Below are 26,189 nucleotides of genomic sequence, written 5' to 3'. Positions count from 1 at the left end.
CCGCCTGAATTGAAAAAGCCCCACGCTCTTATACAGAGGCGGGGCTTTTTAGTGCGCATCGATCAGGGTTTCGAAGCCAGGGCTTTCTCCACCGCCTCGATGAACTCCGGATTATCCGGCTTGGTCAGGCTGGAGAAATTGGCGATCACCTTGCCCTGGCGGTCGACCACGTACTTGTAGAAATTCCACTTCGGCGAACTGCTTTGTTCAGAGAGAACCTTGAACAAATGCGTTGCGTCATTGCCGCGGACTTTCTGCGGTTCGGTCATGGTGAAGGTCACGCCGTAGTTCACGTAACAGACCTTGGCAGTCTCTGCTCCATCTTTGGATTCTTGCTTGAAGTCATTGGACGGAACACCGACTACCTCAAGCCCTTGATCTTTGTAACGCTGATACAGCGCCTCAAGGCCTTTGAACTGCGGAGCGAAGCCACAGAAGCTCGCGGTATTGACCACCACCAGCGGCTTGCCGGCGAAGCGCTGGCACAGATCGATGGATTCCTTGGCACGCAGCTTGGGCAATGAGCCTTGTAACAATTCCGGGCATTCTGCCGCTTGGGCCAACCCGGTAAAAACCATCAACAACGCGGGAACTGCAAGCCAGCGCATCAGCATGTCGGACACCCTTGAGCAATCGTCAGAAAACGAAATTACTCGCCTTCGCCGCTCGCTAGCAAGCACCCATGCCCAACTGCATCAATGCCAGGCCACTCTGATGCCAGCCCCACCATGCCAGGGCCAGCAGCAATATGCCGACGACGATAGCAGCCATCCGCGGCCAGAGACTGTTCATGCGGCACTCATCCGGGTTTGCAGACGCGCCACCGGCTGCTCGCGCACGGGCCAGTTAAGGGCTGCGGCCACCAGACTCAAGAGAATCGCCATCTGCCAGATCAAGTCATAACTCCCGGTTCGGTCATACACCACCCCACCCAACCAGCCGCCGAGGAACGAGCCGAGTTGGTGGAAGAGGAAAACGATCCCACCGAGCATGGACAAATTTCTTACACCGAACAAGGTCGCCACCGTGCCGTTGGTCAAGGGCACCGTCGACAACCAGAGAAAGCCCATGGCCATGCCGAATAGATAAGCCGTGACCTGAGTGACCGGCGCCCAGAGGAACAGCATAATCACCACCGCCCGCAACAGATACAGCCCAGTGAGCAAACGCGGTTTGGACATCCGCCCGCCAAGCCAGCCCGCCGTATAGGTACCGAAGATATTGAAAAGCCCAATCAGCGCCAGCACCGTGGTGCCGACGGAGGCTGGCAAGTGTTGATCCACCAGATAGGCCGGCAAGTGCACGCCGATAAACACCACCTGAAAACCGCAGACAAAAAAACCGAACGCCAACAGCCAGAATCCTGAATGGGAACAGGCTTCGCGCAACGCTTCAGAGAGGGTTTGCTCGTGTCCGAGAACCGGCAGCGGTTTGTCCTTGAGCATGCTCACCAGCGGCACGATCAACGCAACCACCAGGCCCAACACCAGCAATGCCGCGGACCAGCCAAGCCAGCCGATCAGCCCCAGCGTGCCGGGCAACATGGCGAATTGACCGAAAGAACCGGCGGCACTGGCTATACCCATGCCCATGCTGCGTTTTTCTGGTGGCACGGCACGGCCGACCACGCCGAGGATCACCGAGAACGAGGTGCCGGACAGGCCGATGCCGATCAACAGCCCGGCGCTCAAAGACAAGGTTACAGCCGAATCGGACAGTCCCATGAACACCAGACCCAGGGCGTACAGAACACCCCCGATCAGCACCACCTTCGCAGCGCCAAAGCGGTCGGCCAGTGCGCCGGTGAACGGCTGCGCCAGGCCCCAGATCAGGTTCTGCAAGGCAATGGCGAAGGCAAACACTTCTCGGCCCCAGCCGAACTCGGCACTCATGGGCGCCAGAAACAGCCCGAAGCCGTGGCGCACACCCAGGGACAACGCCAGAATCAGCGCACTTCCCAACAGAACCCAACCGCATGTACGCCACATCGATGTCATTCTTGTTCTCCGGTAGCGGGTATATACCCGCTTAAGATCGAACAAACTGGCCTCAAGCCAGTTCGTCCAGCAGTTTCAGCAAGATTTCACGCTTCTCGGCACCCAGACGGTCGATCAACCGCTGCTGTGCCGCTTCCCATGCCGGCAAGGCCGCTGCCAGACGCTCGCGACCTGACTCGGTGAGCAGGACGATGCGATTGCGCATGTCCTCGCCCTCGACCAGCGTCACCAGGCCTTCGCCCTCCAGCACCCGCAGATTGCGCCCCAGAGTGCTGCGATCCAGGCCCATGGCTTCGGCCAGAGACGAGATGCTCGGCTGATCCAGACGCTGCAGATTGCACAGCAGAGAATACTGGGCAACGTTGATCCCGAAGCCGTCGAGGGCGCCGTCGTAATGCCTGCTGACGCCACGAGCGGCGCGACGCAGATTGGTACACAAACATTGGGAAGGAAGCATAGTGCGTGTATATACCCGCGGTTAAATGAAAGCAAATTTTTTGATACATATTACCGTAGGAGCGCGGCTTGCCCGCGAAGAACGATAACGCGGTCTGCCTGATGAATCGCGGTGCCCCCTTCGCGGGCAAGCCTCGCCCCTACAGGATCAATGCGAGCCCCACCAGCACTGACACTTCCAGCAATTCCAGCAACGCCCCCGCCGTATCACCCGTCGTCCCGCCCAATCGCCGCACCATCACGTGCCGCAACCAGACAAACAGCACCGTCGCCAACACAAGCGCCCATACGCCGCTGAGGCCAGTTATCAGCATGCAAACAACCGCACTGACCGCCAACACCTGCTGACCGGCCAAACGCGGCAGATGATCGGCCAGCGCCTGCCCCAATCCACCGGGACGCACGTAAGACGTGGTGAGGAATAACCCCAGTAACGCGCTGCGGCTAATCAGTGGAACGATGATCAGAACCACGCTGTACTGCTGCTCGATCAACGCCAGCAATGCGGCGAACTTGAGCAGCAATACCAGCACCAGCGTCACCACGGCGATCGGCCCGCTGCGCGGGTCTTTCATAATGGTCAGGGTGCGCTCACGGTCGCCGTACCCCCCGAGCCATGCATCGGCGCTATCGGCCAGGCCATCCAGATGCAGCGCGCCGCTGAGCACGACCCAAACACTCAGCAGCAGTGCGGCGTGAAGCAATAATGGCGTGCCCAGCAACAGCCAGTTCAGCCCCCACAGAATCACGCCGAACAGCAAACCGATCAGCGGATAAAACAACAGCGACCGACCCAGCTCCTCGGGCGTCGGCATGCCCGGCAGGCGAATTGGCAGGCTGCTCAAAAATTGCAGGGCGATCCAGAACGGCAACATGGTCAGATCGCTTCCCTTAACAAGATGCCGGACTCCACCGACAACGAGAACAACGCGCCATGGCCGACTTCAATGTTGAGCAACTGCTCACGCGGCAGTCCGCGCGCTTGAGCCAGCAACAAACGCATGACGCCACCATGGCTGATCAGCAAGATTCGCTCACCCGCATAGGCTGCGTGCAGCCGTTCAATGGCCGCCAACACTCGCGCAGCAAAGTCCGCCACCGGCTCACCGTCTGGCGGCGTGAATGAATAGGGATCGGCCCAGAACAAGCCCAACGCCTCGGCGCTGGTTTCCATCAGCGCCGCCGCGCTCTGCCCTTCCCAGGCGCCGAAGTGCAGTTCTTGCAGATCCTTTTCCAGCTGCACCGGCAAACCCAGTTGAGCCCCAAGCTCTTGCGCAAAGCGTGCGCAACGCTGCAACGGCGAACTGACCAGTCGATCCCAGGGCCCCTGCTCGATCACCGCGGCGCGCATCTGCTCCCAGCCCTTGCCGGTCAGCGCATCGTCGAGGCTGCCGCGCAAACCGCCGCCCAGTTCGGTTTCGCCATGGCGCAACAGGTCCAGGCGCAAGGTCATGCCGGGCGATCCGCCACTGCCGCTTCGGCGAACGTCGCCATCTGCCCGTGCAGGTCGCAGGCCAGACGCAGCAATGGCACGGCCAATGCCGCACCGCTGCCCTCGCCCAGTCGCAGGCCGAGGTCCAGCAACGGTTCGGCGTTCAGGGTTTCGAGCACATGGCGATGACCCGGCTCGGCGCCACGATGACCGAACAGCAACCACTCACGGCAGGCCGGATTCAAACGTACCGCCACCAACGCAGCGACACTGCAAATAAACCCGTCAACCAACACCGCGACACCTTCCTGAGCACAGGCCAGGTACGCGCCGACCAGCGCAGCAATTTCGAAACCGCCGAGGTTGAACAAGGGCTGCAGTGCATCGCCCCGCTGAGCGCCATGCAACGCCAAGGCGCGTTCAATAACTTGGGCTTTATGGCTGACACCCGCCGCGTTCAAACCGGTGCCCGGCCCGGCCAAATGTACCACCGGGCAATCGAGTAATGCACAGGCCAACGCGCTGGCCGCGGTGGTGTTGCCGATGCCCATTTCGCCACCGATGAACAACTGCGCGCCGCTTGCGATGGCGCGTTGCACACTGTCGCGGCCGGCCTGCAAGGCGAGTTCACCTTGGGCCTGAGTCATCGCCGGCCCCTGGACGAAATTCGCCGTGCCCGGGCCGATATTCAGGTGACGCACACCCGGCAGATTCAACGACGGCGTGACGGTGCCGAGGTCGACCACTTCCAGGGAAGCGCCCAACTGCCGCGCCAACACGCTGATCGCCGCGCCGCCGCTGACAAAGTTGTGCAGCATCTGCCCGGTGACTTCCTGCGGAAACGCCGACACGCCTTCGGCGACCACACCATGGTCACCGGCAAAAATCGCGATCCACAGCTGATCGAGCGTCGGTTTGACCTGCCCCTGCAACCCGGCCAATTGCACCGCCACCGATTCGAGCTGGCCGAGAGAGCCGGCGGGCTTGGTCAGTTGCTGTTGACGCGCCTGCGCCTGTTCGACCGCTTGCGCGTCGATTGGCTTGCACGGGTTCAGCCACCAGGAGTGAGTCATAACGCAGTTCCTTTCAAAGTCAGGGGCAGGCCGGCGACGGTCAGGACGACTCGCTGACAGCGCTCGGCCAAAGCTTGATGCAGCCAACCGGCTTCATCGACATAGCGGCGAGTCAATTCGCCCAACGGCACGACACCCATGCCGGTCTCATTGCTGACAAAAATGATTTCACCCGGCAATGATGCCAGGCAGTCCAATAGGGCTTCGCGTTCGGTCGAGAGACGCTCGGCGTTATCGAGCATCAGTAGATTGGTCAGCCACAGCGTCAGGCAATCCACCAGCAAGCAACGATCGGCACTGGCGTTTTCGCGTAGCACGCGGGCGAGTTCCAGCGGTTCTTCGATCAATGCCCATTCGGCCGGACGGCGGGCGCGATGATGGGCCACCCGTTCGTTCATTTCACCGTCCAGGGGTTGGCTGGTGGCGATGTAGGTGGCGATGTAAATGACTGGGAGCTGACTGTCTGTCGCCAGTTTTTCAGCCAGGCGACTTTTGCCGGAGCGGGCGCCGCCGAGGATCAGTTGCAGCATGGTTTATTCCTTAGATGTGCGGTGTCGGGGCGGGCCTCTTCGCGGGCAAGCCTCGCTCCTACAGGGTTTGGCGCGTTCGCGAACTCTTCAACGTAGGAGCGAGACTTGCCCGCGAAGGCGCCCTCAAAATCACCTCAAATCCCACAGAGCTCACGCAACAACCCGGTATCCAAATGCTTCTCCACCAGATCCGCCAGCCGTTCGATATCGCGTTCGCGCAACCCGTGGTAATCGACTTCCTGCACATCCTGCAACCCGGCCCAGCGCAACAGCGCACTGCACGCCGCCGGCGACTCGAACAGGCCATGCAGGTACGTGCCGAAAATCTGCCCATCGACACTTTGCGCGCCATCGTAGCGACCATCGTCCAGCTGCACGGCGGGGTTTTCCAGCGCCGGCCCGGTGGTCACGCCGGCATGAATTTCATAGCCGCTGACCTTTGCGTCCTCCAACGTCAGACGCCCACGCACATTGCGCAACTGCTTCTCTTCTTCGAGCTGCGTTTCGAACGCCAGCAAGCCCAAACCGGCACTGGAACCCGGCGCGCCTTCGAGGCCCAGCGGGTCGTGCACGTGCTCGCCGAGCATTTGCAGACCGCCGCAGATCCCCAGCACTTTTCCGCCGTAGCGCAAGTGCCGCGAGATGGCCGTGTCCCAACCGTTGGCCCGCAGATACGCAAGGTCGCTGCGCACACTTTTCGAGCCGGGAAGAATGATCAGGTCGGCCGGTGGAATCGCCTGACCGGGGCCGATGAATTGCAAGTCGACTTGCGGATGCAGGCGCAGTGGGTCGAAATCGGTGTGGTTGCTGATGCGCGGCAGTACCGGCACCACCACGTTGAGCACTTGATCGGCCTTGTCGGTCTGACGCTGATCGATACCGTCCTCGGCCTCAAGATGCAGGTCCATCACATACGGCAAAACGCCGATCACCGGTTTGCCGGTGCGCGCCTCCAGCCAATCCAGCCCCGGTTGCAGCAAGGCGATGTCGCCACGAAAACGGTTGATGATGAAGCCTTTGACCCGGGCCTGTTCGCTGGGCGACAGCAGCTCCAGCGTGCCGACCAAATGCGCGAAAACTCCGCCGCGATTGATGTCGGCGATCAACACCACCGGGCAGTCCACCGCCTCGGCAAACCCCATGTTGGCGATGTCACCGGCGCGCAGGTTGATCTCTGCCGGCGAGCCCGCCCCTTCGACCATCACCACCGGATACGCCGCGCTCAAGCGTTCATGAGAGGCCAGCACCGCTTGCATGGCGATGGCTTTGTAGTCGTGATAGGCGACCGCATTCATGGTGGTGACCGCTCGACCATGAATGATCACTTGGGCGCCGGTATCGCTATTGGGTTTGAGCAGCACCGGGTTCATGTCGGTATGCGGTTCGAGGTTGGCAGCTTGGGCCTGCACCGCTTGAGCGCGACCAATCTCGCCACCGTCGGCGGTTACCGCGCTATTGAGGGCCATGTTCTGCGGTTTGAATGGCACGACGCTCACGCCCTGGCGCGTGACCCAGCGACATAGCGCCGTCACCAGCGTGCTTTTACCGGCGTCGGACGTAGTGCCTTGCACCATCAAAGTCGCGCCTTGCACCATCACCGTAGTCATTGCGCTTCCTTAACGTAGGCTTCAAGCGCTTGCTCGAGACGCAGCCAATCCGCTTCATCGGCGGGCAAGCCAAACCGCAGGCTGCTGGTGTGGGTGAACAATCGCAGCAGAATGCCGCGTCGGGCCATGAATTCATGTAGCGCTTCGGCGTGCTCGGTGATCAGCCATTGGAACAACGCGCAGCCGCCCTGAGGTTTGAAACCGTACTGCTCAAGCAGAAACGCCAGCCGCTCGCCGGCCTCGTCAGTACGAATGCGCTGTCGAGTGTGCCCGTCTGTATCCGTCAGGCACGCCTGGCCCAGCACTCGGGTCGGACCGCTGACCGCCCAAGGCCCGACCTGTTCGGCCAGCAGCTTGAGTAACTTGCGCTCGGCCAGCACAAACCCCAGTCGCACACCGGCCAGGCCGAAGAATTTGCCGAAGGAGCGCAGCACGATCAAACCGATCTGATTGGCAAACGGCGCCAGACTCAAATGCGGGGTGTTATCCATGAACGCCTCGTCCACCACCAGCCAGCCACCGCGCTGAGCAAGCCGAGAATGCCAGTCCAGCAGACGAGCCGGAGTCAGACTCAACCCCGTGGGATTGTTCGGGTTGACCACCACCAGCACGTCGAGGCTGTCGAGAAAGAAATCGACTTCCGACTCCAGCACTTCTCGCACGATGTAACCGTTGCGACGCCAGGCTTCGGCGTGTTCGGCGTAACACGGCGACAACACGCCGACCTTGCCGGCCCGACGCAAACGCGGCAGCAACTGGATCGCCATTTGCGACCCGGCCACCGGCAACACTTGGGCCGCACCGTAATAGTCGCAGGCAGCCTGCTCCAGACCGTCATCGGTTTCCGGTAACCGCGCCCAAGCCCGCAGCGGGATGTCCGGGACCGGGAATGGCCAAGGCGCCAGGCCACTGGACAGGTCGAGCCAATCGGCTTCGGCAATGCCATATTCAAGCGCCGCCTTGCGCAAGCGGCCACCGTGCTCAAGCATAGAATTCAGCCCCCACGCAGAGAATCAGCAGCCATAACCATACCCCGCGCTGGACCAATTGCCAGCCACGGTCGATGGAATCGGCATCCGCCGGCACGCCTTCGCCCAATGGCGGACGCTGATGCAGTTCACCGTGATAAATCGCCGCCCCGCCCAACTCGACACCCAGCGCACCGGCACCGGCCGCCATCACTGGCCCGGCATTCGGGCTGTCCCAGGTCGGGCCTTGGGTACGCCAGCACTTAAATGCCAGTCGGGTTTTGCCCAGCAGCGCGTAGGTCAGCGCCACCAGGCGTGCAGGAATATAGTTGAGGACGTCGTCGATCTTTGCCGCGGCCCAACCGAAACGTTCGAAGCGTTCGTTGCGGTAACCCCACATCGCATCGAGGGTGTTGCTCAGGCGATAGAGCACCACGCCGGGCGCACCCGCCACGGCAAACCAGAACAGTGCGGCGAACACCGCGTCGCTGCCGTTCTCCAGCACCGATTCGGTGGCGGCGCGGGCGACTTCGGTTTCATCCAGTTCGCTGGTCTGACGGCTGACCAGATAGCCGACGCGTTTGCGCGCCTCGTCCAGATCATCGCTGCGCAGCGCCTTGGCCACCGGCTCGACGTGTTCACCGAGGCTGCGCATGCCGAGGGCGCAATAGAGCACAAGAATCTCGACGATCCAGCCGACGTAGGGGGCCCAGGAAAACGCCGTGGCCAACAGGGTCAACGGCAACACCGCGATCACCCAGGCAGTCACGCCATGGCTGCGCCAGCCACGACCTTCACCATTGAAACGTTGCTCGATGCGCTCGGCAAAACGGCCGAACGCCACCAGCGGATGCCAGCGTTTGGGTTCACCCAGCAGCGCATCCAGCGCGACCGCGGCGACACTCAACAACGCCACACTCATTGACTCACTCCCCAATAATTTTCATACAGCAACTCGCTGAGTGGACGCGCCTGCGCCCAGCCTTCGAGTACCAGCATCGGCGCCGGATAGAATTCCTTGACCGGCCCCAGACAAAGAATGGCCAAAGGCTTGGCCCCGGCCGGCAAACCCAGCAAATCCGCCAGCGCTTGCGGCTCGAACAGCGACACCCAGCCCATGCCCAGGCCTTCGGCGCGGGATGCCAGCCAAAGGTTCTGGATGGCGCAGGACAGCGAGGCCATGTCCATTTCCGGCAGCGTACGACGGCCGAAAATATGCCGCTCGCGATCGTCCATCAGCGCGGCGACCAGCACCTCGGCGCAGTCGTTGATGCCCTCGACCTTGAGCTTCATGAATTCGTCGGAGCGCTCGCCGAGGGCTTCGGCGGTGCGGATGCGTTCTTCTTCCACCAGGTGCTGGATCTTGCCGCGCAGTGCCCGATCGCTGATGCGGATGAAACGCCAGGGCTGCATCAGGCCGACACTCGGCGCTTGGTGCGCGGCTTCAAGCAGACGACGAAGTAACTCGGGTTCGACCGTGCCGCCGCTGAAATGCCGCATGTCGCGACGTTCGGCGATGGCTCGGTAAACGGCTGCGCGTTCGGCTTCGGAAAATGCGTTGTCCGTCATGGCCTCTTCGCGAGCAAGCCCGCTCCCACATTAGATGGAGTGCTGCCTGACAAAACGCGGTCAACTGTGGGAGCGAGCCTGCTCGCGATGGCGGTCTCACGATCAGGCACAAACAGCGCTGCAATCGCCGATGGATTGGACGGAAAATAAAAATGCACATAAGAGGCCGTCATCCGCCCCTCGCGATAAACCGCCTCCGCCCCTCGCCCGCCATTGGGACTCAAACCTCGAGCAATTGGCTCAAGTTCAGTGCTGGTCAACGAGTGGTGATACGTATGCCCACGCAGCAAACCTTCCGGCAGTTCGACCGCCTGCAAGGCCAACGCGGCAAGACGCTTCTGCATCACCGCATCCCCGGCCAGCAAGCCGACCAGTTCAGCGCGAGTGCCTTCGACATCGGTCAACGAATCCAGCAGATACAGCATGCCGCCACACTCGGCCAGCAACGGTTTGCCCGCTGCGTGGTGAGCACGGATCGCGGTCAGCATCGGCGTGTTTTGTGACAACGCCACATGGTGCAATTCGGGGTAACCGCCCGGCAGATAGAGGCTGTCTGCCTCCGGCAATTCGGTGTCGCGGATCGGCGAGAAGAAAGACAATTCGGCGCCCATGGCCCGCAACAGATCCAGACTCGCGCCGTAGGTAAACGCGAAAGCTTCGTCCCGGGCCACGGCAATCCGCACACCGGCCAGCAACGGTTCGGCTGCGATCATTTCAGGCGCGGCGAATTCCACGGCCGGCGGTAGAGCCACGTCGCAACTGCTGGCCAGTGAATCGGCCGCCGCATCGAGACGCAGGTCGAGGTCATTCAGCTCGCTGGCCTGAACCAGGCCGAGATGTCGACTTGGCAATTCGATCCCGGTCTCCCGGGACAACGCACCGTACCAGCGCAAGCCTTCAGTCAGGCTGCCTTCGAGCAACTGCGCATGCCGCACGGTGCCGACCCGGTTGGCCAGCACACCGGCAAACGGCAAGTCCGTCTGATAACGTGCAAGGCCCAGGGCCAGCGCGCCAAACGTCTGCGCCATGGCGGTGCCGTCGATCACGCCGAGCACCGGCACACCAAAGTGCCGCGCCAGATCGGCGCTGGACGGCGTACCGTCGAACAGCCCCATGACGCCTTCGATGAGGATCAGATCGGCTTCGCCTGCGGCCTCCCACAATAGACGCCGACTTTCCTGCTCACCGACCATCCACATGTCGAGTTGATAGACCGGTGCGCCGCTGGCGCGCTCGAGAATCATCGGGTCGAGAAAGTCCGGGCCGCATTTGAACACGCGAACCTTGCGCCCCTGATTGCGATGCAAACGGGCGAGCGCGGCGGTGACGGTGGTCTTGCCCTGACCGGAGGCCGGCGCGGCGATCAGTACCGCCGGGCATTGACGATGGCTATTCATAAAATGCAGTTCACAACTCGACGCCTTTCTGCGCTTTGATTCCTGCCTGGAAGGCGTGCTTGATCATGCCCATTTCAGTGACGGTGTCGGCCAGCTCGATCATCTCTGGTTTGGCGCCACGACCGGTGACCACCACGTGCTGCATCGGCGGACGGGCCTGCAAGTCGCTGAGCACCTGATCGAGATCGAGGTAGCCGTGCTTGAGGGCGATGTTCAATTCATCGAGCACCACGAGGCCAATGGCCGGATCACGCAACAATTCGCGGGACACCGCCCAGGCGGCTTCGGCGGCGGCGATATCGCGCTGGCGGTCCTGGGTTTCCCAGGTGAAGCCCTCGCCCATCACATGAAAACGCACCTGCTCCGGGAAGCGCCGGAAGAACAGCTCCTCGCCGGTGCTGGTGCGACCCTTGATGAACTGCACCACGCCGCACTGCATGCCGTGGCCCATGGACCGCGCGAGCATGCCGAACGCCGAGCTGCTCTTGCCTTTGCCGTTGCCGGAGAGCACCAGCAGCAAACCGCATTCATTCGGCGAGTTGGCGATGCGTTCGTCGATCACGGCTTTTTTGCGCAGCATGCGCGCCAGATGGCGTTCGTCACGATCGGGGGTATCAGTCATGGGGGAGCTCTCCGTTGAGGCTGGATAACGGCGGGCAGGCACAAGAATAGACGGCAAAAAGCCTGGCATCGCCCACCGTGATGCCGTTGGATGAATCAGGCCGGTCTCCGGGCTCATGAGCGGCGCCAAGGCCAACTGCGCGCCTTCCCATGTCGACAATCGACACAGTGGCTCAAGGCGCAGTCTTCACTCATTTACCGTTGCGGGGGCAGCGCCGGGATCGTGATTCTTCTTCGCTGGAAGAAATTCACTCACCGGCTTCCCTGTTTCACTCTGTCGACCAAGGTCACAGAGCACCTGAAACAAGCCGCGAAGGTTAGAGGGTTGGGGGTGGAGCGTCAATTAAAGCCTGGGCGCCGCTGAGCGAATATCTGCCGCCGATCAATTAACTGACGCCAATCTTGTGCCACACTGTCCAGCAGTGATATCAAAGAGCCACAACCTGACAACACAATAACAAGGGTGAGCCACATGCAAGGCATGATCATCAGCAATCCGAAGCTGGAATTCCTGCGACCGGTGCTGGAACGCTGGTTTGACTGTATCGACCGCTACAACGCTGTGCGCGGCGATAACGACACACCTTATTGGTACGACGAAAAAGCCAACCTCGGCCTGCTCTCCGCCGCGGCCTGGATGGCAGAAATGGTCACGCTGCCACAAACGTCGACGCGCAAACAGATCGAAGAAGGTGAACGCAACGCCCGCGCCGATCTGTTTATCGCCAGCAGCGAAGAACGCGCGTATCTCCAGGCCACCCAGCGCTGGCCGCGGGTCAACAGCCTGAACCTGACTCCGGCACTGGCGGACATCACCAGTGACGCGAAGCGAATCAGCTACGCCAGCGATCTGAAACTCGGCTGCCTGTTTGTTGCGCCGCAAAAAGCCCAGCACAGCGCCACCCCGGAAGAACTCCAGGACATGGTCGACGACCTGCAAAAGGAACACACCTGCGCCGTGGCCTGGTATTTCCCTTACGCCTACCGCAAGTTGCGTAACGAAGCCGGCAACTACCATCCGGGCATCGCTATTCTGCTCAAGGAAGCCCGCGGCTGACAGGTTGAACCATCGAGCATCTACGCTTCTCTATGATTACGTCAATGCATTCATAGGGAAGATCAGTAATGCGCAAACCCCAGCTCGTTTTCATCATCGCGCTCGCCGGAGGGCTCGCCGCCTGTGGTGAAACCTCCAGCCTGCAAGTCTCGGATGGCACAGGCCCCTCGCCCAAACTGCCAGAACCCAATAAAACCCTGATTCCGACGGTGAACATCGCCCCGGCGATCGGCTGGCCTGAAGGCAAGAAACCTGTCGCCGCGGCAGGGACTCAAGTGGCGGCGTTTGCCGAAGGCCTCGAGCACCCGCGCTGGCTTTACGTGCTGCCCAACGGCGATGTGCTGGTAGCCGAAACCAACGCGCCGCCCAAACCCGATGACGGCACAGGCATTCGCGGCTGGGTGATGGGCAAAGTCATGGGCCGTGCCGGTGCTGGCGTCCCTAGCCCGAACCGCATCACTCTCCTGCGGGACAAGGACCACGACGGCGTCGCCGAAACCCGCACGGTATTCCTGGAAAACCTCAACTCGCCCTTCGGCATGACCCTGGTTGGCAATGACCTGTACGTCGCCGACACTGATCGCCTGCTGCGTTTTCACTACGAAAACGGCGAGACGGCAATCAAGTCGCAGCCGATCAAGGTGGTCGATCTGCCGGGTGGCACGCTGAATCATCACTGGACCAAAAACGTCATCGCCAGCAAGGATGGCAGCAAGCTGTACGTCACTGTGGGCTCGAACAGCAACGTCGGTGAAAACGGCATGGATCAGGAGGAAGGACGCGCGGCAATCTGGGAAGTGGACCGGGCCACCGGCAACCATCGGATTTTCGCCTCGGGGATTCGCAATCCAAACGGTCTGGCCTGGGAACCTCAGAGCGGCGCACTGTGGACCGCCGTCAACGAGCGCGACGAAATAGGCAGCGACCTGGTGCCGGACTACATCACGTCAGTGAAGGACGGCGGGTTCTACGGCTGGCCTTACAGCTATTACGGCCAGCACGTCGATGTTCGCGTCGAGCCGCAACACCCTGATCTGGTGGCCAAGGCCATTGCGCCAGACTACGCCGTGGGGCCACATACCGCGTCACTCGGACTGACCTTCGCCGAAGGCAGCAAGTTGCCCGCTCCGTTCACTCAAGGCGCATTCATCGGCCAGCATGGCTCGTGGAACCGCAAGCCGCACAGTGGCTATAAAGTGATTTTCGTACCGTTCAGCGCCGGCAAACCGACTGGGCAGCCGGTGGATGTGCTCACCGGTTTCCTCAATGACGAGGAAAAAGCCATGGGCCGGCCGGTGGGCGTGGTGATCGATCAGCAGGGCAGCCTGCTGGTGGCGGATGATGTGGGGAACAAGGTGTGGCGCGTGACCGCGGCCAAGTAATTAGTTCGACTGTAGGAGCGAGGCTTGCCCGCGAAAGCGGTGTGTCAGTCGATATCAATGTTGACTGTGCTGCCGTCTTCGCGGGCAAGCCTCGCTCCTACAGTTTTCTGCGCAGCGTCATCCTTCAATCGAGCGGTCATGACAACATCCGCTATGGATTATGTGCCAAGTGCTCAGGTTGCAAGATGCGCTTGGCGCTCAGATAGGCTTTCTGCCAGTAAGCTTTGGACAGGCTGTCCAGCTTGACCGTGCCGCCCGTGGCTGGCGCGTGGACGAAGCGGCCTTCGCCGACATAGATCCCGGCGTGGCTGACCTGGGAGCCGCCATTGGTGGCGAAGAAAATCAGGTCACCGGTTTGCAGGCCTTCCTTGCCGATATTGGGGGCCTGCATGCCGATCATCTCGCGGGTGGAGCGCGGCAAGGAAATGCCTGCGACATCGCGATACACATAACCGATCAGACCGCTGCAATCGAACCCGGAATCCGGTGTGTTGCCGCCCCAGCGATAAGGCGTTCCCACCAGACCCAGCGCGCGAAACAGCACGTCTTCTGCCGCAGGGGAAAACGCTTGGGAAGGACCAAAAACAATGGGAGCGCGAACCACCGGCGCAGGTGGCGGTGTGCGACTGGCGCAGGCGCTGAGCAGCGCTGCGAAGAACATGAATGCGAGGCGGGCCGACATCGTCATAAACAGAACATCCTGATCTGGCTGCGGCTTTTTCCACCGAGAAGGCAGAAAAGAAAACCGCCTGCGCAGAACGCAGGCGGTTTGCCATCAATAATAGATCAGGATTCTAGCGGCTACGCGGCAAACTTCAAGTAAGACTTTAAGTTCGCCTTACAAACTGTCCGCTTACTTGCGTGCCGTGATGATAGCCGGGGCCGCAGCGGGCGCCATCGCGAGTGCGCGCTTGGCTTCGATGAAGGTCTTGCTCCAGTAGCTGTCGCCCAGGCTATCGATCCGGACACCACCGCTTTTGCGGCTGCTGGAGTGGATGAACTGGTTGTCACCCAGGTAGATCCCGGCGTGACTGACTCGACCGCGACGACCATTGGTGGCGAAGAACAGCAGGTCACCCGGCTTGAGGGCGCTGCGAGCAACCAGAGGAGCGTCAACGTTGATCATTTCGCGGGTGGAGCGCGGCAGGTTCATGCCGGCTTCTTCACGGAACAGATAACCGATGAAGCCACTGCAGTCAAAACCTGCCTCGGAGGTGCCGCCGAAACGGTAACGGGTACCGATCAGGGACATGCCACGTTCGAGGATGCTGTCGGCGAGAACCGGAAGCTGGTACGACTTGCCGCCGGCGAAGTCCGCCAGTTCTTTATCGGTAGCCATGCCGTCCTGGTAAAGAGTTTCCTGGAAAAGAACGGAAGACTGCGCGGTAACTGAATTTGAAACCTGCTGTTTAGGCTCTTGCTGGGACACTGGAGAGTGAGCAGCGCAACCAAACAACAGGGTGACGAGTGCGAGAGGCACGAGGGGTGCGAAGCGATTTAGCATGGGCACGACCGTGGCTGATAGTTTTGAAGAAGCCGCGACTATGCCCGCTATCAACCTCATTTGCAAATTCAATCGATCTTTATGTGACTTATCGGTTTCTCGTTTACATCTAAGCGCTTAAGCCCATTTTGAACCTTTGCGCAGCCTGCCCTCTTGCAGGAAAGCGGATTTTTTGACGCCTTAAATATGCCGAAACCCTTGTAAAACCTGAGTCTGATCCAGGTTTTTTTTACCAACCAAGGGTTTCTTTCAGGAACGGGATTGTCAGCTTGCGCTGAGCTTGAAGGGAGGCCTGATCGAGGCGTTCAAGCAGCTCGAAAAGCGCGCTCATGCTGCGGGTGCCACGGGTCAGAATAAAATGCCCGACCTCGTCGGTCAGGTGCAGGCCACGACGGGATGCGCGCAACTGCAAGGCACGCAATTTGTCTTCGTCAGAGAGTGGGCGCATCTGGAAAATGAGTGCCAGCGTCAGCCGCGACTTGAGATCCGCCAGCTTCACCGGCAGTTCACGCGGGGATGTCGACGCGGCGATCAGCAGACGCCGGCCGCTGTCACGCAGACGATTGAACAGATGGAACAACGCCTCTTCCCAATCCGCCTTGCCGGCGACCGCCTGCAAATCGTCCAGGCAGACCAGTTCGTATTGTTCGAGGTTATCGAGGATTTCGATGCCGCGGTCCAGCAACTCGGCCAACGGCAGGTACACCGCACGCTCCCCCAGTTGTTCGAAGCGCAGACACGCCGCCTGCAACAAATGCGTGCGCCCTACCCCGTCCTTGCCCCAGAGGTAAATCAGGCTTTCCGTCCAGCCGGCGTCGGCTTCGCAGAGCCGCTCGACATAGCCGAGTGCAGCGGCATTGGCGCCTGGGTAGTAATTGATAAAGGTAGCGTCATCACGCAGACGCACACCTAGGGGCAGCTGAATCGGTTTCATGCTGACTGAACAGTTCCAAAGGAACCGTTAGTGGCCTCTGTGTAAAGTTTGCGAAGTTTATACCCGTGAGGCTGACCGCACAATGCGACAGACCACAAGCAAAATCAAAGGTTTGCGTTAACACCCCGGTTTTATGACAGTTTCTTTGGCGGCGCATGTGACAGCCGTACGAGGGGATACGGGCAAACCTGGCACGAAACCAGGCTGTCCGCCATGAGCGATCAAAACCCTTACAGCGTGGATTCGTCGACACCGCCGTAGATATCCGAATCCTTATACAAATCATGTATATGACGCACCAGGACCATGATCACCGCCGCCACCGGCAACGCCAGCAGCACGCCGGTAAAACCAAATAGCTCGCCGCCGGCCAGGATCGCGAAAATCACCGCCACCGGGTGCAGGCCGATCCGGTCGCCCACCAGTAACGGCGTCAGCACCATACCTTCCAGCGCCTGACCGACCATGAACACCGCGACAATACCGATCATGGGATACAGATCGCCACCGAACTGGAACAGACCGGCAATCAATGCCGCACCAATCCCGATGACGAATCCCATGTACGGCACGATCGCCGCCAGACCGGCAATCAGACCGATCAACAGCCCCAGCTCCAGCCCGACGATCATCAAGCCTGCGGCGTAGATCACGCCCAGCGCCAGCATCACCAGCAACTGACCGCGCACGAACGCTCCAAGCACTTCATGGCACTCTCCCGCCAGAGACATGACGCGCTCTTCACGATCACGGGGCAGCAGACTGCGGATCTTGGCCATCATCAGGTCCCAGTCGCGCAGCAGATAAAAACTCACCACAGGGATCAACACCAGATTGGCCAGCAAACCGATCAATGCAAGGCCTGAAGCCGTCGCCTGACTCAGTACCACGCCGACCACATCGGTGGTCTGGCCCATGTGCTCGCTGAACGCTGCCTTGAGCTTGTCGAACTTCCAGAAGCCGTCTGACAACCCCATCTTCGATTGCGCCCACGGCACGGCAGTGTGCTGCAACCAGTCGAGCATCTGCGGCGTCAGCTCATACAAACGGAACAACTGCTTGGCGAGCATCGGCACCAACACCAACAACAACGCGGTGACGATCAATGTGAACAAGGCGAACACCGCCACCACGCCCCAGGTCCGTGACAGACCGTACTTTTCCAGCCGATCCACCAGCGGGTCGAACAGATAGGCCAGCAACAGCGCCACCAGGAACGGCGTCAGGATCGGGTGCAACAGGTAAACAAATGCGCAAAGCAGGACCACCCCACCGAGCCAGAACCAACGCCGTGTATCGGCCATGTACCACTCCTGCTTCTATATAAAGAAAAACTACCAGCGAAAACGTAACTGCGGCGTCGGTGCCGGGGCTGGCGCTACGGCCGGTGTCGAGCCAGCAACCACGGGTTGAACAGGCGCCACGGGGGCCGGCGCCTCACCGGCCGGAATTTCCTGCAACTTGGCCAAAGACAACTGCGCGCGCAACTGATCGGCGCTGCCGTTGACCCGATAAAGCACGCGGTCGCCATCGACACTCAGCAGACGCGCGCCAAAAGGCTCCAGCAAACGCCCGAGCGTCGCATAACGCTCCAGGCTCATTCCCTGCACTTCCAGCAATTGCTCGCTCGATGCGCCCGGCTTAGCGGCAAAACGCGGCGCCAGGCGTTGGCTGACCGCCAGCATCACCGCATCGGCCAACGCGGCGGTATCGGCGCCCTGCACGCTACCGGCTTCTTTCTGATCGCCCAACCACAAACGCCACTTGGCTTGCCATTGACCTCCCTCTTCACGGGCATGCACCGCCAGCAAAGCGTCGGCATTGTAACGGTCGGATGCACCTCGCAGCGGTGCCGGGTCTGCACTTTCCAGATTCGGCGCAGTGGCGACAATCTGCTCATTCAGGTCCGCCAGTGGCAAACGCAGCGGCAGCCCACGATGTTGCGCCGCTCGACGCAGTGGTGTAGCGCTGGCCTGACCATCGCCGACCAGGCTCGAACCTTCGGTGGAGTCGTTCAACCACCAACTGAGAATCGATGGCCGGTTGGCGCCCCACACGGCCAACCCGGCTCGCCGCAAGGCCTGCTCGGTGGTGGCCGGATCGAAATCGACTTTCAGCACTTGCGGTGGCCCGGCGTCATAACCGAACTGACTGATGATTTGCTGGGGGTCTTTGCGCACGACCGCCAGACCCGGGCTCTGCGCAGCCTTGGGGTCGCCGGTGAGGCGCAACACCAACGTATCCAGCGCCCGCTGAGTCGCCTGGTCACGCTCCTCCGGCGTCTGGCTGCTGACAGGCTCGCGCACTTGATAGAGGCCTTTGACGGTTTCGGCATGGCTGGTCAGGCTGACCACGGATAAACAGCCCACGAACAAGCATTTAAGAAAACGCATAAAAGATTCCTGACGACAAGAGCGGCTGGAACAAACCGCATGAACATGAAGACGATTGAGCTAGGCTGTGACCACACGCTCAAGCAAAACATTCACACGATCACGTTAAGTTTTCGCATTGACATAACGATAGACGGTTAGCGTCGATACCTTATACAGCCATGCGGGACGCCACCAATACGAGCAATATCGGTTTTTTTAACGCGATATGCCTCTGCCCGTCGGCACGAGGATGGCCGGTGCCCCTCAAGCCTGATAAAATCGCGCGCCTTCGCAGACCGGCAACAGCCGGGCGCCCTGAAATTCGCGTACGGCAATTGCCCTTCGCCAGCTTCAGTGGCCCCACTGGACTCGGTCGTTACCCCTGAATCCCCCCTAAAGGCCTGGATCATGAGCAAGCAACCCTCCCTGAGCTACAAGGACGCCGGTGTAGACATCGACGCCGGTGAAGCATTGGTCGAACGCATCAAGAGCGTCGCCAAGCGCACTGCGCGCCCGGAAGTCATGGGCGGCCTGGGCGGTTTCGGCGCCCTCTGCGAAATCCCGGCCGGTTACAAGCAACCGGTACTGGTCTCGGGCACTGACGGCGTCGGCACCAAACTGCGCCTGGCGCTGAACCTGAACAAGCACGACAGCATCGGCATCGACCTGGTCGCCATGTGCGTGAACGACCTGGTGGTCTGCGGCGCCGAGCCGCTGTTCTTCCTCGACTACTACGCCACCGGCAAACTGAACGTCGAAACCGCGACCCAGGTCGTGACCGGCATCGGCGCTGGCTGTGAACTGTCCGGCTGCTCCCTGGTCGGCGGCGAAACCGCTGAAATGCCTGGCATGTACGAAGGCGAAGACTACGACCTGGCCGGCTTCTGCGTCGGCGTCGTGGAAAAGTCCGAAATCATCGACGGTTCCAAAGTCGCTGCCGGCGATGCCCTGCTCGCCCTGCCGTCTTCCGGCCCGCACTCCAATGGCTACTCGCTGATCCGCAAGATCATCGAAGTGTCCGGTGCAGACATCGAAAACATCCAGCTCGACGGCAAACCGCTGACCGACCTGCTGATGGCCCCGACCCGCATCTATGTGAAGCCGCTGCTCAAGCTGATCAAAGAAACCGGCGCCGTCAAAGCCATGGCCCACATCACCGGTGGTGGCCTGCTGGACAACATCCCGCGCGTTCTGCCAAAAGGCGCACAAGCGGTGGTTGACGTTGCAAGCTGGACTCGTCCTGCCGTGTTCGACTGGCTGCAAGAGAAAGGCAACGTCGACGAAAACGAAATGCACCGCGTACTGAACTGCGGCGTCGGCATGGTCATCTGCGTTAGCCAGGAGCACGTTGAGACCGCGCTGAACGTCCTGCGTGAAGCCGGCGAGCAGCCTTGGGTCATCGGTCAGATCTCCACCGCTGCCGAAGGCGCGGCCCAGGTTGAACTGAAGAACCTCAAGGCTCACTGATGCCCAAGACCTGTGATGTGGTGGTGCTGTTGTCCGGCACCGGCAGTAACTTGCAGGCATTGATCGACAGCACGCGGACCGGCGACAGCCCGGTTCGCATCGCTGCGGTGATCTCCAACCGCGCCGACGCCTACGGCCTGCAACGCGCCAGGGACGCGGGTATCGACACCCGCACCCTGGATCACAAGGCTTTCGAAGGTCGCGAGGCCTTCGATGCCGCGCTGATCGAACTGATCGACGCCTTCAACCCCAAACTCGTGGTACTGGCCGGCTTCATGCGCATTCTCAGCGCTGACTTCGTGCGCCACTATCAGGGTCGCCTGCTTAATATCCACCCCTCGCTGCTGCCCAAATACAAAGGGTTACACACTCATCAGCGCGCGCTGGAGGCCGGCGACACTGAACACGGCTGTTCCGTGCACTTCGTCACCGAGGAACTCGATGGCGGACCACTGGTCGTACAGGCAGTAATACCGGTAGAGTTGCACGATTCGCCGCAGAGTCTGGCGCAGCGAGTCCATACCCAGGAACACCTGATCTACCCGATGGCCGTACGCTGGTTTGCTGAAGGTCGTTTAACACTCGGTGAACAAGGTGCTTTACTGGACGGACAGTTACTCGCGGCCAGCGGCCACTTGATTCGAACCTAGGAGATTTTATGCGTCGCGCCCTGCTCTTCGCTTGCGCTCTGCTCGCCCTGCCGTTTGCGCAGGCCGCAGACCTTCAACCCTTCTCCGCCAGCTACACCGCCGACTGGAAGCAGTTGCCCATGAGCGGCACCGCCGAACGCAGCCTGACCAAGGGAGCCAACGGCGTCTGGAAACTCAGCTTCAAGGCGTCGATGATGATCGCCAGCCTGACCGAAGAAAGCACCCTGACCCTGGACAAGGACACGCTGCTGCCACAGTCCTACCACTTCGAACGTGGTGGCCTGGGCAAAGCCAAGAAGGCCGATCTGGACTTCGACTGGACCACCAAAATGGTCACCGGCACCGATCGCGGTGACGCCGTCAAGCTTCCACTCAACCGCGGCATGGTCGACAAGTCCACCTATCAACTGGCGCTGCAGCATGACGTGGCCGCTGGCAAGAAAAGCATGAGTTATCAGGTCGTCGATGACGGCGAAGTCGATACCTATGACTTCCGCGTGCTGGGCTCGGAGAAAGTCGACACCAAGGCTGGCCAGATCGATGCGATCAAGGTCGAGCGCGTGCGCGATCCGACACAAAGCAAGCGCATCACCGTGCTGTGGTTCGCCAAGGACTGGGATTATTTGCTGGTCCGTCTGCAACAGGTCGAAACCGACGGCAAGGAGTACAACATCATGCTTCTCGATGGTACGGTCAACGGCAAGCCGGTCAAAGGCAGCTGATCCGCAACGACATGAAAGCCCCGCAAATGCGGGGCTTTTTTTGTCTGGCATTTGGCTGGGCGAGAGCGATCAGCGCACGGTAAAGCGTTGCTGGGCCAGCAGACGGTCGCCCTGGAACACCATGAAACGCCATTCACCGGGAACGACTTCATGGCTTTCGGTGAACTCGTACGCCATCAGGTCCTGCGGAGCACCGGGAACCAGTTTTTGAGTGACTTCCAGTTTGTCGTGACGCACGCCATCCGGAGTACGGATGCCCGGCGTGAAATAGAGCAAAGTCAGCGGCTGGTCTTCGGCGACCTTGCCGGCCAACTGGTAACGCATACCGAACTTGGTGCCGAGTTTGGCGGGGACGATTTCGGTCTGCTGGATCTGTTCATTGCTGCGACGCAAAACTCGCTCGCCCGATTGCAGTTCGGCTTTCGGGCCAGCGAACACGCCGTATTCCACCGGGCCTTCGACGCGGACTTCGGCGCTGGCCAGACCACTGACAAACATCATTGTGGCCAGGGCAGCTAAATGGGTGAGGTGCATGGTGCGCTCCTTGATTAAGATGAGCGCGAGGGTATGACGCCGGGGTGACAGGACGATGACAACTCTGAACTCAGCGCAATCCTGTAGGAGCGAGGCTTGCCCGCGAAGAACGATGACGCGTAATACCTGAAAAACCGCGGTGCATTCTTCGCGGGCAAGCCTCGCAGGTTGGGGAAAGGTCAAATCCCCCGCCAAGAAAGTGGAACGCGAGTTTGAAGGAATGCTCTATAACTTCACGGTCTTTTTTGATCGAATGACTTTTCCACTGCCCGCGAGGTTTCCCATGACTGTTACCGTCAATACCATCTGCGCCGAAGGTTTTCGTCACAGCGTCCAGATCGATGACCACGAACTCTTTGCCGATGTGCCGAAAACCTCGGGCGGCGAAGGCACCGCGCCTGAACCACACGACTACTTCGACGCTGCCCTCGGCGCCTGCAAGGCCCTGACACTGAAAATGTATGCCCAGAAAAAGGACATCCCGCTGACGGGCGTCGAGGTTGAGGTCACGCGCGACAACAGTGAAGAGCAGAAAGGCAAATACGCCCTGCACGTCGAGCTCACGCTCAAGGGTGTGCTCACCGACGCCCAGCGAGACGAGCTGCACCGCGTGGCCGACCGCTGCCCGGTACACAAGCTGATGACCACTTCCGACATCAGCATCGAAACCCATCTGTCCGAAGGTGCGTTCAGCCAATAGCGGCAAGGGCTGCGCAAGCGGGTTATGCTCCCTGCGTCACCCGCTCAGCCTGGAATGCACCATGAACACTCCGCTCGTGATCCGCCCTCGCGCCGAAGATGTCGAAGGCCAGCCGATTCTTCGCCCGTTGCCGTCAGCCAAATGCCGCAACGTCGGGCCTTTCGTGTTTTTCGACCACATGCTCGAAACTCATTATCCGGCGGGCAAAGGCATGAACATCCGTCAGCATCCGCACATCGGCCTGTCCACCCTCACCTACCTGTTCGAAGGGCAAATCCAGCACAAGGACAGCCTCGGTTCCGATCAGGTGGTGAATTCCGGCGATGTCAGCTGGATGACGGCGGGTAGCGCAATCGCCCACGTCGAACGCACGCCCGAATCATTGAAAGCCAGCGGCTTTACGATGCACGGCTTACAGATCTGGCTGGCTTCGCCCAAGGATCGTCACGGCCCGGGACATTACAGCCACCATCCGGCTGCCACGCTGCCAGTCAGCGATAACCTTGGCGTGAAGATACGGATGATTGCCGGGTCAGGCTTTTGCCTCGAATCGCCGGTCCCGGTGCTTTCTCCTACGCTGTACGCCGAATTGAACCTGCAAACGGCGACCACATTGCTGATCCCAACCGAGCATGAAGAACGGGCACTGTACGTGCTAAGCGGTGAAGCGCAACTGGATGGCGAGCTGATTGAACCTCACTCGCTGGTGGTGTTGCCGGTCGGGGAAGAGATGACACTGTTCGCCGAGAGCGACTGTCATGCGGTGCTGTTTGGCGGCGCGCCCCTGGATGGGCCGCGACGGATCAACTGGAATTTCGTGGCCAGCGATCCGGCATTGATCGATGAAGCACGTCGGCGCTGGGCGGCCGGGGATTGGCCGACAGTGCCGGGGGAAAGCGAGCGGATCGAACTGCCTTCGGATCTTCGGCGTTAGTAACACCGCCATCGCGAGCAGGCTCGCTCCCACAATGGATCGCACTCATGCACAAATTATGTGTGCACTGGAGATCTAATGTGGGAGCGAGCCTGCTCGCGATTTGGCCCGCACTAACACCGAAAGTGCCGGGACAAAAAACAGCTATCAGCCCTTGAACACTTCATCCAGCACGTTATGCATCGATGGCGACGCAACGAACCATAATTTGGCTCATGACTAACTCCCAGTAAAAAAGCCCCAGAATGAAAAAACCCGCCGAAGCGGGTTTTTTTTCCAACGCGGTTAAACCGACAGTTCAACCAACAGCTTGTTCAGGCGGCGCACATAAGCGGCCGGGTCTTTCAAGCTGTCGCCGGCCGCCAGGGCCGCCTGATCGAACAGAATGTGCGACAGGTCGCCGAAGCGCTCGTCGCTCTGTTCGTTGTCGAGTTTCTCGATCAGCGGGTGAGCCGGGTTGAATTCGAAGATCGGCTTCGAATCCGGAACCTTCTGACCACTGGCTTCCAGGATCTGACGCATTTGCAGGCCCAGGTCCTGCTCGCCGATGGCCAGAATCGCCGGGGAATCAGTCAGACGGTGGGAAACGCGTACTTCGGCAACGGAGTCGCCCAAAGCGGTCTTGAGACGCTCAACCAGACCTTCTTTGGACTTGGCGACTTCTTCCGCGGCTTTCTTGTCTTCTTCCGAATCCAGGTTGCCGAGGTCCAGGTCACCGCGTGCCACGTCGACAAAGCTCTTGCCGTCGAAGTCGTTGAGGTAGCTCATCAGCCACTCGTCGATGCGGCCGGTCAGCAAGAGCACTTCGATGCCTTTCTTGCGGAAGACTTCCAGGTGCGGGCTGTTTTTGACTTGCGCATAGGTTTCGCCGGTCAGGTAGTAGATCTTGTCCTGACCTTCCTTGGCGCGGGCCAGGTAGTCGGCCAGACCTACAACCTGCTCGCCGTCGTCGCCCTGAGTGGAGGCGAAACGCAGCAGGCCAGCAATTTTCTCTTTGTTGGCGAAGTCTTCTGCCGGGCCTTCTTTCATGACCTGACCGAAGTTCTTCCAGAAGCCTTTGTATTGCTCAGGCTCGTTCTTCGCCAGTTTTTCCAGCATGTCCAGAACGCGCTTGGTCAGCGCCGACTTCATGGAATCGATGATCGGGTCTTTCTGCAGGATTTCCCGCGACACGTTCAGCGAAAGGTCGTTGGAGTCGACCACGCCTTTGATGAAGCGCAGGTACAGCGGCAGGAACGACTCGGCCTGATCCATGACGAACACACGCTGCACGTACAGCTTCAGGCCTTTCGGCGCTTCACGCTGGTACAGGTCGAACGGAGCACGGGTCGGCACATACAGCAGCGAGGTGTACTCGAGCTTGCCTTCGACCTTGTTGTGGCTCCAGCTCAGCGGGTTTTCGAAATCGTGAGCGACGTGTTTGTAGAACTCCTGGTATTCCTCGTCCTTTACTTCAGTGCGAGGGCGAGTCCACAGGGCGCTGGCGCGGTTGACGGTTTCCCATTCAACGGCAGGCCCCGCCTCTCCATCAAGAGCTTCGCCTTCAACGGCCGCCACTTCTTTCGGCAACTCGATCGGCAAAGCGATGTGGTCAGAGTACTTCTTGATGATGTTGCGCAGACGCCAGCCATCGGCGAATTCGTCTTCAGCGGACTTCAGGTGCAGAACGATGCGAGTACCACGGTCGGCTTTCTCGACAGTGGAAATTTCGAATTCGCCTTCACCTTTGGACGACCAGTGCACGCCTTCGCTGCCAGCCAGGCCAGCACGGCGGCTGAAGACGTCGACTTTGTCGGCAACGATGAAGGCCGAATAGAAGCCGACACCGAATTGACCGATCAGGTGCGAGTCTTTTTTCTGATCGCCAGACAGGTGTTTCATGAAATCGGCAGTGCCGGACTTGGCGATGGTACCCAGATGGGTCACCGCGTCGTCACGGCTCATGCCGATGCCGTTGTCTTCGAGGGTGACGGTTTTAGCGTCTTTGTCGAAGCTCACACGGATTTTCAGTTCAGCGCCGCCTTCCAGCAATTCAGGCTTGGAGAGCGCTTCAAAGCGTAACTTGTCGACAGCGTCAGAGGCGTTCGAGATCAATTCGCGAAGGAAAATTTCCTTGTTGGAATACAGCGAATGGATCATGAGGTGCAGCAGTTGCTTCACCTCGGTCTGGAAGCCCAGGGTTTCCTTTTGAGTTTCCACACTCATGGTCATCAAACTCCAATCAGATGGCATAAGCCGCGACCTTGAGGTCGACGGCGGGTTGTCCTCAGAGTTGGGGGC

The 26,189-nt window shown here is 60.2% G+C and carries 28 protein-coding genes and 1 riboswitch; of the genes, 7 read left to right on the top strand and 21 right to left on the bottom strand.

Annotated elements, in window-relative coordinates; all coding sequences use genetic code 11:
• Nucleotides 1-62: 62 nt before the first annotated feature.
• From ACYZT2_RS10035 to cobO, 14 genes are all read right to left on the bottom strand, one after another.
• Nucleotides 63-614, bottom strand: coding sequence for a glutathione peroxidase (locus ACYZT2_RS10035; RefSeq protein WP_461971757.1), 552 nt, complete (start codon nucleotides 612-614; stop codon nucleotides 63-65).
• Between the two features lie 55 nt (nucleotides 615-669).
• Nucleotides 670-792: a hypothetical protein gene (locus ACYZT2_RS10030; RefSeq protein WP_461971755.1), complete on the bottom strand. Its 123-nt coding sequence runs from the start codon at nucleotides 790-792 to the stop codon at nucleotides 670-672.
• The gene (locus tag ACYZT2_RS10025) at nucleotides 789-1,997 is read right to left on the bottom strand and encodes an MFS transporter (RefSeq protein ID WP_461971753.1); all 1,209 of its coding nucleotides are present in this window, start codon (nucleotides 1,995-1,997) and stop codon (nucleotides 789-791) included. The genes ACYZT2_RS10030 and ACYZT2_RS10025 overlap by 4 nt, the downstream gene beginning before the upstream one ends.
• A gap of 52 nt (nucleotides 1,998-2,049) precedes the next feature.
• Nucleotides 2,050-2,454, bottom strand: a complete 405-nt coding sequence (locus tag ACYZT2_RS10020; RefSeq protein WP_461971751.1) for a MarR family winged helix-turn-helix transcriptional regulator — start codon at nucleotides 2,452-2,454, stop codon at nucleotides 2,050-2,052.
• 139 nt (nucleotides 2,455-2,593) lie between these two features.
• Nucleotides 2,594-3,328, bottom strand: coding sequence for an adenosylcobinamide-GDP ribazoletransferase (locus ACYZT2_RS10015; RefSeq protein ID WP_461971749.1), 735 nt, complete (start codon nucleotides 3,326-3,328; stop codon nucleotides 2,594-2,596).
• A gap of 2 nt (nucleotides 3,329-3,330) precedes the next feature.
• Nucleotides 3,331-3,906 carry an alpha-ribazole phosphatase family protein gene (cobC, locus tag ACYZT2_RS10010; RefSeq protein WP_461971747.1) on the bottom strand — a complete coding sequence of 192 codons (576 nt, stop codon included), beginning with the start codon at nucleotides 3,904-3,906 and terminating at the stop codon, nucleotides 3,331-3,333.
• Nucleotides 3,903-4,958: a nicotinate-nucleotide--dimethylbenzimidazole phosphoribosyltransferase gene (gene cobT, locus ACYZT2_RS10005; RefSeq protein WP_461971745.1), complete on the bottom strand. Its 1,056-nt coding sequence runs from the start codon at nucleotides 4,956-4,958 to the stop codon at nucleotides 3,903-3,905. The genes cobC and cobT overlap by 4 nt, the downstream gene beginning before the upstream one ends.
• The gene (gene cobU / locus ACYZT2_RS10000) at nucleotides 4,955-5,488 is read right to left on the bottom strand and encodes a bifunctional adenosylcobinamide kinase/adenosylcobinamide-phosphate guanylyltransferase (protein WP_461971743.1); all 534 of its coding nucleotides are present in this window, start codon (nucleotides 5,486-5,488) and stop codon (nucleotides 4,955-4,957) included. Before cobU ends, cobT begins: the two co-directional genes overlap by 4 nt.
• 134 nt (nucleotides 5,489-5,622) lie before the next feature.
• Nucleotides 5,623-7,083 carry a cobyric acid synthase gene (locus ACYZT2_RS09995; protein ID WP_461973058.1) on the bottom strand — a complete coding sequence of 487 codons (1,461 nt, stop codon included), beginning with the start codon at nucleotides 7,081-7,083 and terminating at the stop codon, nucleotides 5,623-5,625.
• Between the two features lie 8 nt (nucleotides 7,084-7,091).
• Entirely contained in the window at nucleotides 7,092-8,084 is a 993-nt protein-coding gene (gene cobD / locus ACYZT2_RS09990) for a threonine-phosphate decarboxylase CobD (protein ID WP_461971741.1), read from the bottom strand.
• Complete coding sequence (cbiB, locus tag ACYZT2_RS09985; RefSeq protein ID WP_461971739.1) at nucleotides 8,077-8,985, bottom strand: adenosylcobinamide-phosphate synthase CbiB; 909 nt, start codon at nucleotides 8,983-8,985, stop codon at nucleotides 8,077-8,079. Before cbiB ends, cobD begins: the two co-directional genes overlap by 8 nt.
• On the bottom strand, nucleotides 8,982-9,632 hold the full coding sequence (gene bluB, locus ACYZT2_RS09980) for a 5,6-dimethylbenzimidazole synthase (protein ID WP_461971737.1): 651 nt from the start codon (nucleotides 9,630-9,632) through the stop codon (nucleotides 8,982-8,984). The genes cbiB and bluB overlap by 4 nt, the downstream gene beginning before the upstream one ends.
• Nucleotides 9,629-11,029, bottom strand: coding sequence for a cobyrinate a,c-diamide synthase (locus ACYZT2_RS09975; RefSeq protein ID WP_461971735.1), 1,401 nt, complete (start codon nucleotides 11,027-11,029; stop codon nucleotides 9,629-9,631). The genes bluB and ACYZT2_RS09975 overlap by 4 nt, the downstream gene beginning before the upstream one ends.
• Before the next feature lie 10 nt (nucleotides 11,030-11,039).
• Nucleotides 11,040-11,651: a cob(I)yrinic acid a,c-diamide adenosyltransferase gene (gene cobO / locus ACYZT2_RS09970; protein ID WP_008071512.1), complete on the bottom strand. Its 612-nt coding sequence runs from the start codon at nucleotides 11,649-11,651 to the stop codon at nucleotides 11,040-11,042.
• A gap of 81 nt (nucleotides 11,652-11,732) precedes the next feature.
• Nucleotides 11,733-11,967: riboswitch (cobalamin riboswitch) on the bottom strand.
• 155 nt (nucleotides 11,968-12,122) lie between these two features.
• Between cobO and ACYZT2_RS09965 the strand changes: the two genes are divergently transcribed.
• Nucleotides 12,123-12,707, top strand: coding sequence for a hypothetical protein (locus tag ACYZT2_RS09965; protein WP_461971733.1), 585 nt, complete (start codon nucleotides 12,123-12,125; stop codon nucleotides 12,705-12,707).
• 68 nt (nucleotides 12,708-12,775) lie between these two features.
• Nucleotides 12,776-14,089, top strand: coding sequence for a PQQ-dependent sugar dehydrogenase (locus ACYZT2_RS09960; RefSeq protein WP_461971731.1), 1,314 nt, complete (start codon nucleotides 12,776-12,778; stop codon nucleotides 14,087-14,089).
• Nucleotides 14,090-14,240: 151 nt separating this feature from the next.
• Here the strand turns inward: ACYZT2_RS09960 and ACYZT2_RS09955 are convergent, their stop codons facing one another.
• The 5 genes from ACYZT2_RS09955 to ACYZT2_RS09935 all read right to left on the bottom strand — a co-directional run bounded on the left by ACYZT2_RS09955 (nucleotide 14,241) and on the right by ACYZT2_RS09935 (nucleotide 18,920).
• Nucleotides 14,241-14,777: a C40 family peptidase gene (locus ACYZT2_RS09955; RefSeq protein WP_461971729.1), complete on the bottom strand. Its 537-nt coding sequence runs from the start codon at nucleotides 14,775-14,777 to the stop codon at nucleotides 14,241-14,243.
• Between the two features lie 165 nt (nucleotides 14,778-14,942).
• Nucleotides 14,943-15,593, bottom strand: a complete 651-nt coding sequence (locus ACYZT2_RS09950; RefSeq protein WP_461971727.1) for a C40 family peptidase — start codon at nucleotides 15,591-15,593, stop codon at nucleotides 14,943-14,945.
• Between the two features lie 229 nt (nucleotides 15,594-15,822).
• Nucleotides 15,823-16,527 carry a DnaA regulatory inactivator Hda gene (gene hda, locus ACYZT2_RS09945; RefSeq protein ID WP_038979708.1) on the bottom strand — a complete coding sequence of 235 codons (705 nt, stop codon included), beginning with the start codon at nucleotides 16,525-16,527 and terminating at the stop codon, nucleotides 15,823-15,825.
• 230 nt (nucleotides 16,528-16,757) lie between these two features.
• Complete coding sequence (locus tag ACYZT2_RS09940) at nucleotides 16,758-17,831, bottom strand: AI-2E family transporter (protein WP_253548925.1); 1,074 nt, start codon at nucleotides 17,829-17,831, stop codon at nucleotides 16,758-16,760.
• Nucleotides 17,832-17,861: 30 nt separating this feature from the next.
• Complete coding sequence (locus tag ACYZT2_RS09935) at nucleotides 17,862-18,920, bottom strand: DUF2066 domain-containing protein (protein WP_461971724.1); 1,059 nt, start codon at nucleotides 18,918-18,920, stop codon at nucleotides 17,862-17,864.
• Nucleotides 18,921-19,310: 390 nt separating this feature from the next.
• Here ACYZT2_RS09935 and purM point away from each other — a divergent pair, with 390 nt between their 5' ends.
• From purM to ACYZT2_RS09920, 3 genes are read left to right on the top strand one after another with little or no spacing between them, the layout of a single operon-like run.
• The gene (purM, locus tag ACYZT2_RS09930) at nucleotides 19,311-20,369 is read left to right on the top strand and encodes a phosphoribosylformylglycinamidine cyclo-ligase (RefSeq protein ID WP_461971722.1); all 1,059 of its coding nucleotides are present in this window, start codon (nucleotides 19,311-19,313) and stop codon (nucleotides 20,367-20,369) included.
• Nucleotides 20,369-21,019, top strand: coding sequence for a phosphoribosylglycinamide formyltransferase (purN, locus tag ACYZT2_RS09925; RefSeq protein WP_461971720.1), 651 nt, complete (start codon nucleotides 20,369-20,371; stop codon nucleotides 21,017-21,019). The genes purM and purN overlap by 1 nt, the downstream gene beginning before the upstream one ends.
• An 8-nt stretch (nucleotides 21,020-21,027) precedes the next feature.
• The gene (locus tag ACYZT2_RS09920) at nucleotides 21,028-21,741 is read left to right on the top strand and encodes a DUF3108 domain-containing protein (protein ID WP_461971718.1); all 714 of its coding nucleotides are present in this window, start codon (nucleotides 21,028-21,030) and stop codon (nucleotides 21,739-21,741) included.
• A 69-nt stretch (nucleotides 21,742-21,810) separates the two neighbouring features.
• Here ACYZT2_RS09920 and ACYZT2_RS09915 read toward each other — a convergent pair whose 3' ends face one another.
• Nucleotides 21,811-22,275, bottom strand: a complete 465-nt coding sequence (locus ACYZT2_RS09915) for a DUF3859 domain-containing protein (RefSeq protein WP_461971716.1) — start codon at nucleotides 22,273-22,275, stop codon at nucleotides 21,811-21,813.
• A 283-nt stretch (nucleotides 22,276-22,558) separates the two neighbouring features.
• Between ACYZT2_RS09915 and ACYZT2_RS09910 the strand changes: the two genes are divergently transcribed.
• Together ACYZT2_RS09910 and ACYZT2_RS09905 are read left to right on the top strand one after the other, a co-directional pair.
• A complete protein-coding gene (locus tag ACYZT2_RS09910; protein ID WP_461971714.1) occupies nucleotides 22,559-22,975 on the top strand; it encodes an OsmC family protein in 417 nt (138 codons plus the stop codon).
• 61 nt (nucleotides 22,976-23,036) lie between these two features.
• Nucleotides 23,037-23,909: a pirin family protein gene (locus tag ACYZT2_RS09905; protein ID WP_461971712.1), complete on the top strand. Its 873-nt coding sequence runs from the start codon at nucleotides 23,037-23,039 to the stop codon at nucleotides 23,907-23,909.
• A gap of 285 nt (nucleotides 23,910-24,194) precedes the next feature.
• Here the strand turns inward: ACYZT2_RS09905 and htpG are convergent, their stop codons facing one another.
• Entirely contained in the window at nucleotides 24,195-26,114 is a 1,920-nt protein-coding gene (htpG, locus tag ACYZT2_RS09900; RefSeq protein WP_461971710.1) for a molecular chaperone HtpG, read from the bottom strand.
• Nucleotides 26,115-26,189: the final 75 nt, after the last annotated feature.

The organism is Pseudomonas sp. MDT1-85, from assembly GCF_054898065.1.
Note: the sequence above shows the minus strand (reverse complement) of the source record. Positions and strands in the feature narration are given on the sequence as shown.

Coding starts and splice junctions, on each gene's coding strand:
- ACYZT2_RS09920 (WP_461971718.1), top strand. CDS start 21,028: ATGCGTCGCGCCCTGCTCTTCGCTTGCGCTCTGCTCGCCCTGCCGTTT.
- ACYZT2_RS09940 (WP_253548925.1), bottom strand. CDS start 17,831: ATGGCCGATACACGGCGTTGGTTCTGGCTCGGTGGGGTGGTCCTGCTT.
- ACYZT2_RS09915 (WP_461971716.1), bottom strand. CDS start 22,275: ATGCACCTCACCCATTTAGCTGCCCTGGCCACAATGATGTTTGTCAGT.
- cobD (WP_461971741.1), bottom strand. CDS start 8,084: ATGCTTGAGCACGGTGGCCGCTTGCGCAAGGCGGCGCTTGAATATGGC.
- ACYZT2_RS09905 (WP_461971712.1), top strand. CDS start 23,037: ATGAACACTCCGCTCGTGATCCGCCCTCGCGCCGAAGATGTCGAAGGC.
- ACYZT2_RS09955 (WP_461971729.1), bottom strand. CDS start 14,777: ATGACGATGTCGGCCCGCCTCGCATTCATGTTCTTCGCAGCGCTGCTC.
- ACYZT2_RS09950 (WP_461971727.1), bottom strand. CDS start 15,593: ATGCTAAATCGCTTCGCACCCCTCGTGCCTCTCGCACTCGTCACCCTG.
- cbiB (WP_461971739.1), bottom strand. CDS start 8,985: ATGAGTGTGGCGTTGTTGAGTGTCGCCGCGGTCGCGCTGGATGCGCTG.
- ACYZT2_RS09960 (WP_461971731.1), top strand. CDS start 12,776: ATGCGCAAACCCCAGCTCGTTTTCATCATCGCGCTCGCCGGAGGGCTC.
- purM (WP_461971722.1), top strand. CDS start 19,311: ATGAGCAAGCAACCCTCCCTGAGCTACAAGGACGCCGGTGTAGACATC.
- cobU (WP_461971743.1), bottom strand. CDS start 5,488: ATGCTGCAACTGATCCTCGGCGGCGCCCGCTCCGGCAAAAGTCGCCTG.
- ACYZT2_RS09975 (WP_461971735.1), bottom strand. CDS start 11,029: ATGAATAGCCATCGTCAATGCCCGGCGGTACTGATCGCCGCGCCGGCC.
- bluB (WP_461971737.1), bottom strand. CDS start 9,632: ATGACGGACAACGCATTTTCCGAAGCCGAACGCGCAGCCGTTTACCGA.
- purN (WP_461971720.1), top strand. CDS start 20,369: ATGCCCAAGACCTGTGATGTGGTGGTGCTGTTGTCCGGCACCGGCAGT.
- ACYZT2_RS10020 (WP_461971751.1), bottom strand. CDS start 2,454: ATGCTTCCTTCCCAATGTTTGTGTACCAATCTGCGTCGCGCCGCTCGT.
- ACYZT2_RS09935 (WP_461971724.1), bottom strand. CDS start 18,920: ATGCGTTTTCTTAAATGCTTGTTCGTGGGCTGTTTATCCGTGGTCAGC.
- cobO (WP_008071512.1), bottom strand. CDS start 11,651: ATGACTGATACCCCCGATCGTGACGAACGCCATCTGGCGCGCATGCTG.
- ACYZT2_RS09965 (WP_461971733.1), top strand. CDS start 12,123: ATGCAAGGCATGATCATCAGCAATCCGAAGCTGGAATTCCTGCGACCG.
- hda (WP_038979708.1), bottom strand. CDS start 16,527: ATGAAACCGATTCAGCTGCCCCTAGGTGTGCGTCTGCGTGATGACGCT.
- ACYZT2_RS10015 (WP_461971749.1), bottom strand. CDS start 3,328: ATGTTGCCGTTCTGGATCGCCCTGCAATTTTTGAGCAGCCTGCCAATT.
- cobT (WP_461971745.1), bottom strand. CDS start 4,958: ATGACTCACTCCTGGTGGCTGAACCCGTGCAAGCCAATCGACGCGCAA.
- ACYZT2_RS10030 (WP_461971755.1), bottom strand. CDS start 792: ATGAACAGTCTCTGGCCGCGGATGGCTGCTATCGTCGTCGGCATATTG.
- ACYZT2_RS10025 (WP_461971753.1), bottom strand. CDS start 1,997: ATGACATCGATGTGGCGTACATGCGGTTGGGTTCTGTTGGGAAGTGCG.
- htpG (WP_461971710.1), bottom strand. CDS start 26,114: ATGAGTGTGGAAACTCAAAAGGAAACCCTGGGCTTCCAGACCGAGGTG.
- ACYZT2_RS10035 (WP_461971757.1), bottom strand. CDS start 614: ATGCTGATGCGCTGGCTTGCAGTTCCCGCGTTGTTGATGGTTTTTACC.
- ACYZT2_RS09910 (WP_461971714.1), top strand. CDS start 22,559: ATGACTGTTACCGTCAATACCATCTGCGCCGAAGGTTTTCGTCACAGC.
- ACYZT2_RS09995 (WP_461973058.1), bottom strand. CDS start 7,083: ATGGTGCAAGGCGCGACTTTGATGGTGCAAGGCACTACGTCCGACGCC.
- cobC (WP_461971747.1), bottom strand. CDS start 3,906: ATGACCTTGCGCCTGGACCTGTTGCGCCATGGCGAAACCGAACTGGGC.